The 12,702-nt window shown below is 74.2% G+C and carries 11 protein-coding genes and 1 pseudogene; 5 read left to right on the forward strand and 7 right to left on the reverse strand.

The window, feature by feature from the left end:
• Positions 1 to 10 precede the first annotated feature (10 nt).
• The 4 genes from Q0994_RS18645 to Q0994_RS18660 form a co-directional block, all read right to left on the reverse strand.
• Positions 11 to 1,645, reverse strand: a complete 1,635-nt coding sequence (locus tag Q0994_RS18645) for a (2,3-dihydroxybenzoyl)adenylate synthase (protein ID WP_299536235.1) — start codon at positions 1,643 to 1,645, stop codon at positions 11 to 13.
• 38 nt (positions 1,646 to 1,683) lie between these two features.
• Positions 1,684 to 2,886 carry an isochorismate synthase gene (locus Q0994_RS18650; RefSeq protein WP_299536196.1) on the reverse strand — a complete coding sequence of 401 codons (1,203 nt, stop codon included), beginning with the start codon at positions 2,884 to 2,886 and terminating at the stop codon, positions 1,684 to 1,686.
• 80 nt (positions 2,887 to 2,966) lie between these two features.
• Positions 2,967 to 3,764 (reverse strand): 2,3-dihydro-2,3-dihydroxybenzoate dehydrogenase, encoded by a 798-nt coding sequence (locus Q0994_RS18655; protein ID WP_299536238.1) that lies wholly within the window; start codon positions 3,762 to 3,764, stop codon positions 2,967 to 2,969.
• Positions 3,764 to 4,744, reverse strand: coding sequence for an ABC transporter substrate-binding protein (locus Q0994_RS18660; RefSeq protein ID WP_299536198.1), 981 nt, complete (start codon positions 4,742 to 4,744; stop codon positions 3,764 to 3,766). The genes Q0994_RS18655 and Q0994_RS18660 overlap by 1 nt, the downstream gene beginning before the upstream one ends.
• Positions 4,745 to 4,925: 181 nt before the next feature.
• Here Q0994_RS18660 and Q0994_RS18665 point away from each other — a divergent pair, with 181 nt between their 5' ends.
• The 5 genes from Q0994_RS18665 to Q0994_RS18685 all read left to right on the forward strand — a co-directional run bounded on the left by Q0994_RS18665 (position 4,926) and on the right by Q0994_RS18685 (position 9,727).
• The gene (locus Q0994_RS18665; RefSeq protein WP_299536200.1) at positions 4,926 to 6,020 is read left to right on the forward strand and encodes an iron ABC transporter permease; all 1,095 of its coding nucleotides are present in this window, start codon (positions 4,926 to 4,928) and stop codon (positions 6,018 to 6,020) included.
• Positions 6,017 to 7,135, forward strand: a complete 1,119-nt coding sequence (locus Q0994_RS18670; RefSeq protein ID WP_299536203.1) for an iron chelate uptake ABC transporter family permease subunit — start codon at positions 6,017 to 6,019, stop codon at positions 7,133 to 7,135. The genes Q0994_RS18665 and Q0994_RS18670 overlap by 4 nt, the downstream gene beginning before the upstream one ends.
• An 8-nt stretch (positions 7,136 to 7,143) precedes the next feature.
• Positions 7,144 to 8,016, forward strand: a complete 873-nt coding sequence (locus Q0994_RS18675; protein ID WP_299536240.1) for an ABC transporter ATP-binding protein — start codon at positions 7,144 to 7,146, stop codon at positions 8,014 to 8,016.
• 165 nt (positions 8,017 to 8,181) lie between these two features.
• On the forward strand, positions 8,182 to 8,664 hold the full coding sequence (locus Q0994_RS18680) for a MarR family winged helix-turn-helix transcriptional regulator (protein WP_299536205.1): 483 nt from the start codon (positions 8,182 to 8,184) through the stop codon (positions 8,662 to 8,664).
• A 256-nt stretch (positions 8,665 to 8,920) separates the two neighbouring features.
• A complete protein-coding gene (locus Q0994_RS18685) occupies positions 8,921 to 9,727 on the forward strand; it encodes a VOC family protein (protein ID WP_299536207.1) in 807 nt (268 codons plus the stop codon).
• Between the two features lie 72 nt (positions 9,728 to 9,799).
• Here the strand turns inward: Q0994_RS18685 and Q0994_RS18690 are convergent, their stop codons facing one another.
• The 3 genes and pseudogenes from Q0994_RS18690 to Q0994_RS18700 form a co-directional block, all read right to left on the reverse strand.
• The gene (locus Q0994_RS18690; protein WP_299536209.1) at positions 9,800 to 10,993 is read right to left on the reverse strand and encodes an aromatic acid exporter family protein; all 1,194 of its coding nucleotides are present in this window, start codon (positions 10,991 to 10,993) and stop codon (positions 9,800 to 9,802) included.
• Positions 10,983 to 11,796 (reverse strand): annotated as a pseudogene (locus Q0994_RS18695) (cytochrome c oxidase assembly protein). The gene Q0994_RS18690 and the pseudogene Q0994_RS18695 overlap by 11 nt, the downstream one beginning before the upstream one ends.
• Before the next feature lie 86 nt (positions 11,797 to 11,882).
• The gene (locus Q0994_RS18700) at positions 11,883 to 12,491 is read right to left on the reverse strand and encodes a DUF2243 domain-containing protein (protein ID WP_299536211.1); all 609 of its coding nucleotides are present in this window, start codon (positions 12,489 to 12,491) and stop codon (positions 11,883 to 11,885) included.
• Positions 12,492 to 12,702: the final 211 nt, after the last annotated feature.

A 12,702-nucleotide genomic window follows, 5' to 3' on the forward strand; every position in this document is an offset into this window, starting at 1 on the left:
GTGTGCTCCTTCAGTGCTGCTGCGGGGCGACGGTGGACCGCAGCCCGTTCTTGCTGACCTTGCCGACGGCCGTCTGCGGGAACGCGTCGACGAACCGCACCTGGTCGGGAACCTTGTAGGCGGCGATGCCGCGTTCCCGTACGAAGCGTTTGATCGCGACGGGCTTCAGGGGGCCTGCCCCGTCGCGCAGGACGACGTAGGCGAGCGAGCGTTCCCCGAGGTACTCGTCCTCGACGGCGACGACGGACACGTCGTGCACGGCGGGGTGGGCGAGGATGATGTTCTCGACCTCCTCGGGGGCGATCTTCTCGCCACCGCGGTTGATCTGGTCCTTCGCCCGGCCCTCGACCACCAGGTGGCCGGTGGCGGTGCGGCGGACGATGTCGCCGGTGCGGTAGAAACCGTCCTCGGTGAAGGCGCGGGCGTTGTGCTCCGGTGCCCGCCAGTAGCCGCGGATGGTGTACGGGCCGCGGGTGAGCAGATGGCCGGACCCGCCGTCGGGGACGTCCCTCCCGGTGTCGTCGACGACGCGGATCTCGTCGTCCGGGGAGATGGGCCGGCCCTGGGTGGAGACGATCGTCTCCTCGTCGTCGTCCAGCCTGGTGTAGTTGACCAGGCCCTCGGCCATGCCGAAGACCTGCATCAGCGTGCAGCCGAGCGCGGGGCGCAGCCGCCGGGCCGCCTGCTCGCTGTACTTGGCGCCGCCGACCAGGACGAGTGCGAGGCTGGACAGGTCGTGCGGGGCGGCGGGGGCGGCATCGGTCCAGACCAGGGCGAGCGGCGGGACGAGGCCGGTCATGGTGATCCGCTCCCGCTCGATCAGCGGGAAGGCGGTGGCCGGGTCGGGTCGGGGGCAGAGCACCACGGTGCCGCCCGCGTGGAGCACGCCGAGCCAGCCGGGCGAGCTCATCGGGTAGTTGTGCGCGGCGGGCAGTACGACGAGGAACCTGGTGTCCGCGTCGACGCCGCAGATCTCGTTGGAGCCCCGCAGCGAGTACAGGTAGTCGTCGTGGGTGCGCGGGATCAGCTTGGAGACCCCGGTGGTGCCGCCGGAGAGCTGGAGGAAGGCCAGTTCGTGCGGTTCCGGTCCGGCGGGCAGGGCCGCCGGGTCGCCGTCCACGTCGGCGAGGGCGGTGTGCTCGCCGGGTTCCCCGGCGACGAAGACGTGCCGCAGTCCCGGATTGCGCTCCTGGACGGCCGAGGCGAGGGCCCGGTGGTCGAAGCCGGCGTGCCGGTCGGGGACGACGTAGGCGACGGCCTCGGAGAAGGAGACGAAGTGTCCGATCTCCGTCTCCCGGTGGGCGGGCAGGGCGTAGACGGGCAGCGCGCCGATCCGGAAGAGGGCGAAGACGGTCTCGATGAACTCGCCGGTGTTGGGGAGCTGCACGACGACCCGGTCGCCCTTGGTGATGCCGCGGGCGGCGAAGCCGGCGGCCAGCCGCTCGGCCCGCTCGTGGAGTTGGCGGTAGGTCCAGGTGCGCCGCTCGGGGGCCGGGTCGATCAGGGCGGTCCGGTCCGGGTGGGCCGCGGCGCGTTCGCCCAGCATGCCGGGGAAGGTCTCGCCGCGCCAGTGGCCGGCGGTGCGGTAGCGCTCGGCGAACGCGGCGGGCCAGGTGGGGGCGTCCAGGCCGGGGGTGGTGGCCAGGGGTGCGGGGATGGCCGCGGCGGTCACGGTTTCGGCGGTCACAGTGTGGCTCCCACGGCGTTCAGGAACGTACGGAACTTGGCGCCGGTCTCGTCGGTCTCGGCCTGCGGCGAGGAGTCGCCGACCACGCCGGCGCCGGCGAACAGCCGCAGGGTGGCGCCCTCGGCCTCGGCGCAGCGGAGGGTGACGACCCATTCGCCGTCGCCGTCGGCGTCCTGCCAGCCGACCATGCCGGTGTACAGGCCCCGGTCGAAGGGCTCGGAGTCGGCGATGACCCGGCGGGCGGTGTCGTCGGGGGTGCCGCAGACGGCGGGGGTCGGGTGCAGCGCGGACGCGAGGTCCAGCGCGGTGGTGCCGGGGTCGGCGATCCGGCCGGTGACGGTGGTCGACAGGTGCCACATGGTGGCGGTACGCACCAGGGTGGGGCGCTCGGGCACGTCGAGTTCGGTGCAGAACGGCGCGAGGGCGGCGCGCACGGCGTCGACGACGACGGCGTGCTCGTGAATGTCCTTGGCGGACTCCAGCAGGGCGGCGGCGCGTCGGACGTCCTCGGCGAGGTCGGCGCTGCGCGGGGTGGAGCCGGCGAGCGGGTTGGCGACCAGGACGCCGCCGCTCCGGGCGACGAGGAGTTCGGGGCTGGCGCCGACGAGGGTGGTGCGAGGGCCGGAGGGGACGGCGAAGGTGTAGCCGCCGGGGTCGCGGCGGGCGAGCCGGCCGAGCATGGCCGGCAGGTCGGCGTCCTGCGGGCCGGTGAGTTCCAGGGTCCGGGCGAGCACGACCTTGCTGAGTTCGCCGGCGTTGATGCGGTCCACCGCCGCGGCGACGGCGTCGCGGTAATCGGCGGCGGCGGGTACCTCGCGGACGTGCCAGCCGCCGCCGTCGGACGGTTCGGGCGCGGGCAGCGCGATCAGCGGGTCCTCGCGGAGGGCGGGGGCGCGGCGCACGGTCTCCGGGACGACGAGCGCCGGGCGGCCGGACGGGTCGAAGGGCAGTGCGCCGACGACGATCGGTTCCGGGTCGCCCGCGAGCCGGCGTGCGTCGAGGAGTTCCTGCACGCGTTCGGTCACCGGGCGGTCGTCCTCGGCCAGTTCGGCCGCGGCGCCGGTGCAGAGCAGGGTCAGGCGGGGGGTGGCGAGGAAGCGGTCCGTGCCGGGGCGGTAGGCATCCAGCAGGGCGGTCGCCTCGCCGGGAACGACCGCGGGCCCGGGGGTGGCGGCCGTTTCGGGCAGGAAGGTGGTCATGGCTGTCTCCTGGGGGAGGGCTCGCGCCGCGCCGGGCGACGCGAGCGTCGAGACAAGGTCGGGCGGGGACCGGTCCGGGGTCAGGCCCGGAGCGTGGCTCCGCCGTCCACGTACAGGTCGTGCAGGGTGATGTGGCGGGCGCGGTCCGACGCCAGGAAGGCGACGGCGTCCGCGATGTCGGCGGGGTCGGCGATGCGGCCGAGCGGGATGCCGGTCCGGAAGGCGTCGAGGTCGCCTTCGACGACGCGGCGGGCCGCCTGCTCCTCCTGGCCGGGGGCCTGGGCGGTCCACATGGCGCGCTGCATGTCGGTCAGGGTCGATCCCGGGCAGACCGAGTTGCAGCGGACGCCGTACGGGGCCATCTCCAGGCCGAGGCACTTGGTGAACATGGCGGCGGCGGCCTTGGACGCGGCGTAGGCGGCCATGCCGGCCCTCGGGACGCCCGCGGCGTTGGAGGCGACGGTGACGAGGGATCCCCGGCCGCGCGGCGCCATCCGCCGGGCGACGGAACGCCCCACGTGGAAGGGGCCGTTGGTGTTCACGGCGAAGGTGGCGGCCCATTCGGCGTCGGTGACGTCCACGACGTTCGCGTGGCGCAGCACGCCGGCGACGCTGACGGCGATGTCGAGGGGTCCGACGGTGTCCTCGGTGTCGGCGACGAGCGCCTCGACGGCGTCGGCGTCCGTGACGTCGAGCGTGCGGGCGACGACGCGGGGCCCGTGTTCCGCGGCGAGGGCTTCGACGCCGTCACCGGTGAGGTCGGTGGCGACGACGCGGGCGCCGCGGGCGACGAGCGCCTCGACGACCGCTTCTCCTATCCCCCGGCCCGCGCCGGTGACCAGCGCGAGACGACCGGCCAACTCCTCGTGCGCCGCTATCACTTGACCATCGCCGCCCGGATGTCGTCGAGCACCGACACGGCCGCCTGCGCCCCGCCGAGGCTGGTCCACTTGGAGCCGTCGATGACGGTGGCGTGGTCGTTCCCGACCGCGTCTAGCTGCTGGTAGGCGGGCTCCTTCGCCAGTTCGCCGAGGAGCGCGGTGTCGCCCGTGGTGGAGGTCAGGGTGCCGATGAACAGCCAGTCGGCGTCGATCTCGTCGAGGTTCTCGGCGCTGATGGGCGTGGAGTGGCCTTCGCCCTGCTCGTTCTGGATGCCCGGCCGGGTGAAGCCGAGGTCCTTGAGCACGTCGCTGATGAAGACGCCCTGCTGCATCACGGCGCTGCCCTTGGCGGAGTAGCGGGCGACGGAGACCTCGGAACCTGCCCGGTCGCCCAGGTCCTTCTTGAGCGCGGCGGCCTTCTCGTCGTAGCCGGCGAGGAACTTCTCGGCCTCGTTGGACTTGCCGAGGACCTTGCCGGTGAGTTCGAGGGACTTCTTCCAGTCCTTGTCGCCGCCGATGGTCACGAGGGTCGGTGCGATCTTGCGGAGCTGCGCGAGCACCTGGGCGTCGGCGGACTGGCCCGCGAGAATCACGTCGGGCTCGGCCTGGACGACCTTCTCGATGTCCGGGCCGGTGACGGCGCCGACGACGGGGATGGACGCGGCCTGGTCGGCGAGGTAACCGGGGGCGCCCTTCTGGCCGCGGCCCGCGGTGAGTCCGACGGGCTCGACGCCGAGGGCGAGGGCGGAGTCGAGGTCCATCTCGCTGAGCGCCACGACCCGCTTCGGAGATGCCGGGACCTTCACCTCGGTGCCCGCCGCGTCCGTGACGGTGACGGAGGCCGCTTTCCGGGTGTCTCCGGAAGCGGAGTCCCCGTCCGAGGATCCGCACCCGGTGAGGGCCAGCGCGCAGACGCCGGCGGCGGCGACGAGCGCGTAGCGGGTGGAACGGGACGGGGAGAACGGGTTCGGCGCCATGGCCTGAAAACCTCCGGAGGGCTGATCGTGCGGGTGGGGCCCGCTCGCGCTGACAGGTGGAGCACCGGGCCGGACCGGGGCACAATTCACCCCTGGTCCGGGCCATGAGACGGTTCGTCGGAGGGTGACGGCCGCAGGGGCCGCCAGCTCCGGGCCGACGCACTTAGGTTAGGCTAACCATATGTCGTCTGTGCACGTGGGCCCACCCCCGAGGGCCCTGCCCTCCGGTCTCCCCTCCGGCCGCCGGCCCGTCCCGCCCGGCGGCCACCCCTTCCGGTGGGCCGCCGTGGCCCTCGCCGCCCTCCTCGCCCTCGGACTGCTCTCCCTGCTCGTCGGAACGGGATCGAGCTCACCGGCCCGCGCCTGGGAGTTCCTGACGGGGGATCCGGCCGCGCGGGCCGACGCCCAACTGCGGCTCGCCGTCATGGACGTACGGCTGCCGCGTACGTTCGCGGGGGCACTGGTGGGGATCTGCCTCGGGACGGCCGGCTGCCTGCTGCAGGCCGCGACCCGCAATCCGCTCGCGGAGACCGGCCTGCTGGGCGTGAACGCCGGAGCCGCCTTCGCGGTGGTACTCGGACTCACCTTCTTCGGCGCCAACTCCTCTACTTCACTCCTGGTATGGGCACTTCTGGGCGGAATCACCGCCAGTGCGGTGGTCCTCCTGATGGCGTCCTCCGGCCGGACCTCCAGTTCGCCCCTGCGCCTGGTCCTCGCCGGCTCCGCGCTCGGCGCCACCTTCCACGGCCTCACTTCCTACGTCCTGCTGGGCACCCAGTCGACGTTCGACACCTACCGGTACTGGACGATCGGCTCGCTCGCCGGGGTCAAGGCCGCCGCGCTCCTGCCGCTGCTGCCGCTGATCGCCGTGGGGCTGGCCACCGCCTTCGCCTGCGCGCGCCCCCTGTCGGCGCTCGGGCTCGGCGACGACAGCGCCCGCTCGCTGGGCCATCACCCGGGACGGGTACGCCTGGTGGTGGCGGGCGCGGTGTCGCTGCTGGCCGGCTGCGCGGTGGCCATCGCCGGCCCGATCGCCTTCCTCGGGCTGCTGGCCCCCTACGCGGCACGCGTCGTGGCGGGAGCGCGGATGGCGGCCCAACTCCTGCTCTCCGCACTGATCGCGGCGAATGTCATGATCTTCGCCGACATCCTGGCCCGGATCGTGATCCGGCCCTGGGAGACCCCGGTCAGCGTGCTCCTCGCCTTCGTGGGCGGGCCGTTGCTGATCTGGATCGCCCGCTCGTCCCGGCTCTCCACGGCGGGAGCGTCGGCATGAGGGACTCGTACGTCGAGCGGGCCGGCACCGCGGAGCCGCAACCGGACCGGACCGGCACCGCCGTCCTGCCGGACGTGACCCCGCCGGACAGCGCGGTGCTGCGGGCCGGCGCCTACTCCTGGCTCTTCCCGCGCCGCAGCGCACTGGCCGCGGCGGTGCTGACGCCGGTGGCGTTCGTCCTCGTCGTCCTCGCGATCCTGGCGAGTTCGACCGGCATGAGCCTCCCCGACACCGTCTCCGGGCTTCTCGGCACCGGCGATCCCGGCACGGTGATGATCATCCGTGAGTTCCGTCTTCCCCGGGTCGCCGTCGGCCTCATGATCGGCGCCGCGCTCGGCGTCTCCGGCTGCCTCACCCAGACCCTGGCGGGCAACCGCCTCGCCACGCCCGACGTGGTCGGCGTCAACGACGGCGCCACCGCCGCCGTGGTGGCCGCCGCGGCCGGCTCCTCCGTGGGCATGGTGGGGGTCTGGTGGCTCGGCCCGGTCGGGGCGGTCGCCGCCGCGGTCCTCGTCGTGCTGTGCGCGGGGGGCGCCGGCACCGCCGGCTACCGCGTCCTGGTCACCGGCATCGGCGTCTCCACGTTCATCGGCGCGGTGAGCGACCTGCTGATGTCGCGCGAGAACGACAACACCGCGGGCGGCGTGTTCCTGTGGGCCGTCGGCAGCCTCAACGGGCGTGACTGGTCGGTCGGCACACCGCTGCTGACCGCCCTGGCGATCCTGCTGCCGTTCGCCCTGGCGGCCGCCCACCGGCTCCAGTACCTGCGCTTCGACGACGACGTGTCCACCACCCTCGGCGTCGATCCGCGCCGGGTGCGCGCGCTCGCGCTCGCCCTGGCGGTCGCGCTGGCCGGGATCGCCGTCGGCATCGGCGGGCCCATCGCCTTCGTCGCGCTGGCGGCCCCGATCCTCGCCCAGCGCTTCTCGGGCCCCACCCGGGTACCCGTCATCGGCTCCGCGCTCACCGGCGCGGCCCTCACCACCGCGGCGGACGCGCTCGGCCGCGTCGTCGCCCCCGTCGAACTCCCCGTCGGCGTCATCACCAGCGTCCTCGGCGGCCCCTTCCTGCTCTGGGTGCTCTTCCGCTCGGACCGGACCACGGAAAAGGCGTGAACCCTCCCATGAAGAACATGTCGTCGCCGTCCGGTCTCGAGGTCCGCGGCCTGCACGTCGGCTACCCCGGCCGGGCCGTCGTCCGGGACGTCGGCTTCTCCGCGCCCGCCGGAACGGTCACCTCCGTGGTCGGCCCGAACGGCTGCGGCAAGTCCACCCTGCTGCGCGCCCTCGCCCGGCTGCACCGCCCCTCGCGGGGCACCGTGCTCGCGGACGGGGCCGACGTGTGGAAGTCGGGGCAGCGGCAGGCCGCCCACCGGATCGCCCTGCTGCCCCAGTCGCCGCGCGCGCCCGAGGCGGTGACGGTCGCGGGACTCGTCCGCTACGGCCGCCATCCGCACCAGGGGCTGTTGCGCCAGTGGTCCCGCGCGGACGAGCGGGCGGTGCGCGAGGCGCTGGAGGCCACCTCCACCACCGAACTGGCGGGCGAACGACTGGACCGGCTCTCCGGCGGGCAGCGCCAGCGCTGCTGGCTGGCGATGGTGCTGGCCCAGCAGACCCCGGTCGTGCTGCTCGACGAGCCGACCAGCGCACTGGACCTGGGCCACGTCGTGGACGTCCTCGAACTGGTGCGTACGGTGGCCCGCGAGGGCCGGACCGTCGTCATGGTCCAGCACGACCTGGCCGCCGCCGCACGCTACTCGGACCACGTCATCGCGATGAAGGACGGCGAGGTGGTCGGCGAGGGCGCCCCCCGCGACACGGTCGACGCGGAACTGGTGCGCAGCCTGTACGGGGTGGAGGCGGACATCCTCCGGGCCCCGGTGGACGGCTCCCCCGTGGTCGTCCCGCGCGCGCGGACCGCGGACGCGAATCTCGCGGACCCGTATCCCGCGGACGCGGGACAGGTGGACGCGGGACGCGTGGAGGCGGCCTCCTGAGGTCGCGGGCGCGGGTGCGAGCACCGACGCGTGCGCCGGTACGTACACGCCGGTACGAGCCGTCCGGCGGGGATGCACGCCGTGCGCGGGCCCGGACCGTTCGGCGGGGGCCGGGAGCGGCGGGCCGGTGCCGGGCACGGCCCGGCGGGGGGTGAGAATGGGGGCATGGCGCACGAGGACAAGCCGACTCATCTGGTCGAGTACGAAGCGATGCTGCTGGGACGGCACTCGCATCTGTTCAACGCGCGCAAGCGCAATGCCACCAGACTGCTCGACCAGAGCGCCTACCTTCTGCTCAGCAGGCTCCAGATGGACGGCCCGATGTCCATCGGCGAGCTCAGTGCCGCCTTCGGGCTGGACGCCTCCACCCTGAACCGGCAGACCGCCGCGATGCTGCGGGCCGGAGTGGTGGAGCGCATCCCCGACCCGGAGGGCGGCATCGCCCGCAAGTTCAGCATGACCCCGGAGGGCGAGCGCCGGCTGGCGGCCGACCGTGCCAGCAGCATCAGGTCGCTGGAGACGGTGATGGCGGACTGGACCGCCGAGGAGGTCGCGGATTTCGCCGCCCACCTCACCCGGTTCAACCACGACATCGAGCGTTTGCAGGGCCAGACCTGGACCCGGCCGGCCCCGCCCGCGCGGTCCTGACCTGCCGTCCTCCCGGCCCGCCCGCGCCGCCCGCGGCCCCGCCCCGGCGGTGCGCGGCTTCGGATCCGCCGCGCGGCGCGCACCTCCGCGCCGTCCTCCGGGACCTCCGTGCAGGCACAATCGGTGGTGACGCCGTGAGCGGCGTCGGCTCCGGTGCGCGGGTGCGGGCGGCGTCCCCCGGCGGGCAGGCCACGGCTCGGCACCCGGTTCACCGGGGTCGCGGTACCCATCGAGCGCGACAGGAAGGGATCCCCTCATGACCGACCGGCAGTCCGAGGAGCCGGGGGCGCGCACCCGACCGGGCGGCGGCCTCGGCGCACCCTGCTGGACCCAGCTCAGCACCTCCGAGGTCGAGACGGCCGAGGAGTTCTACGGGGCCGTGCTCGGCTGGGAGTTCCGCCCCACCGAACTGGGCGAGCGGATGCGGGTGGCCATGCGCGCCGGAGTCCCGGTGGCGGGGCTCGGTTCGCCGCCCACGGTGGAGCGCACGGTGGTCGACTGGATCCCGTACTTCGCGGTGGCGGACGTGGACAAGGCCGCCGCCCGGGTGCGGGAGCGCAGCGGGACACTCGCGGTCGGACCGCTCAGCTACCCCGTGGGCCGGGGCGCCATCGCCGCGGACCGGGACGGCGCCCGCTTCGGCCTCTGGCAGGGGGAGCTCGTGCCGAACTGGCCCTCCTGGCGGGCCCAGCGGCCCTGGTGGCTGGACCTCCAGGCGGTCGACGCGTTCGCCTCCGCGATCTTCTACGGCGAGGTCCTGGACTGGGCGCCGGACGTGCCGGGCTCCTGCGAGGTGGCCTACGAGGACGACGGGGTGATGCTCCGGGAGGAGGGCCGGGTGGCGGCCCGTATCGCCTCCGGCGGCGGCGCGGGCCCCGGTCGCGCCGCCGCCTGGCCCCGGTGGAACACCCACTTCCCGGTGCCGGACGTCGAGGCGGCCGTGCGGGAGGCGGTGCGGCTCGGCGGTGCGACGGTGGAGCGCTGGCTTCCGGTGAGCGAGCGGGCCGCCATGGTCCGCGACCCGGAGGGCGCCCTGTTCGGCATCGCCCGCGAGGCCGGCTGACCCGGTCCGGACGGTCGCCCGGTCCGGACGGTCGCACGGTCCGGACGGCGTGAAGGGCCGCGAGCCGGCCCTTCAGGCCCCGACCCAACTGCGTAGGGTGTCGCAGGTGTAGCGGACCTCTTCCGACAGGCGGGTCGCCTCGACGACCAGGACGCCGTAGGGCCGGGCGGGGTCGGCGAGCGGCAGGGCGCGTGCCGCGGCCTCCTCGACGACCTCTCGGCACCGGTCCTCGGCCTCGCCGGCCAGCCGGGCGAGGCGTTCCGTCTGCTGCGGCAGCGTCGTCTCGTCGAGCGTGCTCAGGGTGAGCGCCGTACCGGACACCGCTTCCAGGAAGGCGGCGTACCGGTCCAGGAACGGCTGGTAGACGTAGGCGTCCTCCTCGTCCTGCCACTGGTCGAGGCTCCTGGTCATGGAGGCCAACTGGTACAGGGTCCGCTCCAGGGCGCCGAGCACGGAGGCGTACCCCTCGAAGGTGAGATGGCGCCGGTGGCGGCGCACCAGGCGGCGCGGGTTGTAGCGGACGCTCTCCATCGCGGTGTCGAGGCCGGCCCTGGCCTGTTCGATCAGGCCGCCGGTCCGGGCGGCGCGGTCGCGCCAGCCGGCGGTGGTCCCCGCGTCGAGGCCGCCCTCGCGCACCACCGGGTACATGTCGGCGGTCAGTTCGTGGAGCGTACGGGCGAGCACGCGCACGCCGTACTCGGCGCTGCGGTAGCGCAGCGGCGGGGCGACGGTGACGTTGACCGCGGTGCCGATGGCGCAGCCGATGAGGACGAGCAGCACGATCTGTCCCAGTTGCCCGGCTCTGCTCGCGGGGTCGGTGGCGCTGACGTACGTCGAGAACGCGAAGAACGCCGCGGTCGCCACCTGCGGGCCCTGCGCGCCGAGCACCCGTGCCCGGCTGAGCGCCAGGGCGATCACCGCCACCAGGACGAAGGTCAGCAGATCGGGGCCGGCGAGGAAGCCGAACACCCCCTGGACGGCGACCCCGGCCGCGACCGCTCCGACGTAGCGCAGGGACTGCACCACGGACTGGTAGACGGTGACGTACATGATCGTCACCGCGGAGAACGGCGCGAACGCCGGGGAAGGGGCGTCCATCAGGTCGTACGCCACCAGCCAGGCGAGGGTGGCGGCCAGGGTGCTCTTGCCGATCAGCAGCAGGGTGTTCCGCTCGGCGTCCGCCTCCCGCACGGCCCGCCCGCACCAGCGCGCCGCACGGGCGAGGATTCCCGGCGCCCCGCGGCCCGCCGTCCCGTCATCCGCCATGCCGGACCGGCTCCCTCGCACCGCGCTCACCGTGTCCGCCCGTGCCGCCGGCCGTCGCGGAGCCGGGCCGGCTCCGGGCACCGGGACTCCGCGCCGGCCTCCAGGTCGCGACCAGGGCTGCCGCGAGCAGCAGTTCGGCGAGGTCACCGCCGTAGTACATGATCTCCGCACCGCCCCGCACCTGTTCGAGGGGGGCGTGCACGTCGACGAGGTAACCCCCGTACATGAGCTGCGACAGCGTCGCGTGGGCGGCGACGGCCACCCCGACGACCGCGATCCGGGCGGGTACGCCGGGCCTGGAGGGGGCGGGGTCGGGGCCGGCGATCGCGTGGGCGAAGAGGCACCCGGAGAGCACGAAATGGGCGTGCGTCAGCCCGTGCAGGTCCGGCCGGCGGGCCAGTGCGTCGTACAGGGAGGTGAAGTACAGCGCCGCGAGGCTCCCGGTGCTCAGCAGCAGCGCGGGAACGGGGTGGGTGAGCACGCGCACCGGCCGGGTGTGCAGCAGCCGGGTCAGCGTTCGGGCGCGCGCGGCCGGCAGGGTCCGCAGCAGCAGTGTGACGGGCGCGCCGAGGACCAGGAGGAGCGGCGCGTACATGCCGAGCAGCAGGTGCTGCGTCATGTGCCCGCGGAAGTCCGTGTGGCCGAACGTGGAGACGGGGGGGGACCAGCGCCGCGCCGAGCAGAGCGCACCCGGCGAGGAAACTCGCGGTCCGCCGGCGCGGCCACCCGCGGGCGGGGTTGCGCCGCCGGGCCCGCCGGGCGAGCAGCAGGTACCCGCAGGCGAGCAGCAGGGCGGCCGCCAGAGGCGCCCAGGTCTCCCCCGTGCCGTCGTGCCCGGCGGGAACGTGGGTGTGGCCGTCGGTGTGGGTGAGGTGCATGCCGGCGCCGGTCAGCCCTGCCGCCCCGTCGCGTCCGGCCGCCCCGTCGCGTCCGGCCGCCCCGTCGCGTCCGGCCGCTCCGGGACCTCCGGCGCCTCGGGGTCGAAGGACCGGCCGCCGCGCCGCAGGAGGTACCCGGCGACCAGGAGCAGGGCACCCAGCAGCAGGAAGCCGAGATCCCACCAGAGCCGGTGGGGACCGTCGTGGACGTGGTGGATGCCGAGGATCTGGTGGTCCAGCACTCCCTCGACGAGGTTGAACAGGCCCCAGCCGGCGAGGATCCACCCCCACAGCACCCGTGAGGTCCACACGCTGCGCCGGTCGTGGGTGACGCGGGCGTAGAGGACGGCCAGGCCCGCCAGGACCGCCAGCCAGCAGATCGCGTGGAAGACGCCGTCCCAGACGGTGTTCATCTCCAGTCCGGACACCGTGCGGGGCGAGTAGTACTTCACGCCGATCCGGTCGTCGTCGGTGCTGGTGAGCATGTGGTGCCACTGCAGGATCTGGTGCAGCAGAATGCCGTCGACGAATCCGCCGAGCCCCACCCCCAGCAGGATCCCCGGCAGCCGGATGCTCACGGGCAGCAGGTGTCCGCGCGACTCGCCCGGGTGCACAGCCATGTCACGTCTCCTCGCTCATTGCCGGCGTCGCACAGAAGTGCTGTTCGCGGGGGACGTCTGCCCCGCGAACAGCACTTCACCGAACGCTCCGGGAACGATCCGGCCGCCGGACCTCCCCGGACCGTCCGCCGTCCTCAGATCTGGGGGGTGAAGCGTTCCCAGGCGCGGTGGGTGCCGAGGTGGGTGGTGATCTGTTCCAGGACGGTGCTGC

This window comes from uncultured Streptomyces sp. (assembly GCF_947488945.1).
Taxonomy (GTDB): domain Bacteria; phylum Actinomycetota; class Actinomycetes; order Streptomycetales; family Streptomycetaceae; genus Streptomyces.

What these genes read in the sequence shown, in the direction of transcription:
- Q0994_RS18690 (WP_299536209.1), bottom strand. Translation starts at nt 10,993, where the DNA reads ATGGCGGATGACGGGACGGCGGGCCGCGGGGCGCCGGGAATCCTCGCC.
- Q0994_RS18700 (WP_299536211.1), bottom strand. Translation starts at nt 12,491, where the DNA reads ATGGCTGTGCACCCGGGCGAGTCGCGCGGACACCTGCTGCCCGTGAGC.
- Q0994_RS18660 (WP_299536198.1), bottom strand. Translation starts at nt 4,744, where the DNA reads ATGGCGCCGAACCCGTTCTCCCCGTCCCGTTCCACCCGCTACGCGCTC.
- Q0994_RS18680 (WP_299536205.1), top strand. Translation starts at nt 8,182, where the DNA reads ATGGCGCACGAGGACAAGCCGACTCATCTGGTCGAGTACGAAGCGATG.
- Q0994_RS18675 (WP_299536240.1), top strand. Translation starts at nt 7,144, where the DNA reads ATGAAGAACATGTCGTCGCCGTCCGGTCTCGAGGTCCGCGGCCTGCAC.
- Q0994_RS18670 (WP_299536203.1), top strand. Translation starts at nt 6,017, where the DNA reads ATGAGGGACTCGTACGTCGAGCGGGCCGGCACCGCGGAGCCGCAACCG.
- Q0994_RS18685 (WP_299536207.1), top strand. Translation starts at nt 8,921, where the DNA reads ATGACCGACCGGCAGTCCGAGGAGCCGGGGGCGCGCACCCGACCGGGC.
- Q0994_RS18665 (WP_299536200.1), top strand. Translation starts at nt 4,926, where the DNA reads ATGTCGTCTGTGCACGTGGGCCCACCCCCGAGGGCCCTGCCCTCCGGT.
- Q0994_RS18650 (WP_299536196.1), bottom strand. Translation starts at nt 2,886, where the DNA reads ATGACCACCTTCCTGCCCGAAACGGCCGCCACCCCCGGGCCCGCGGTC.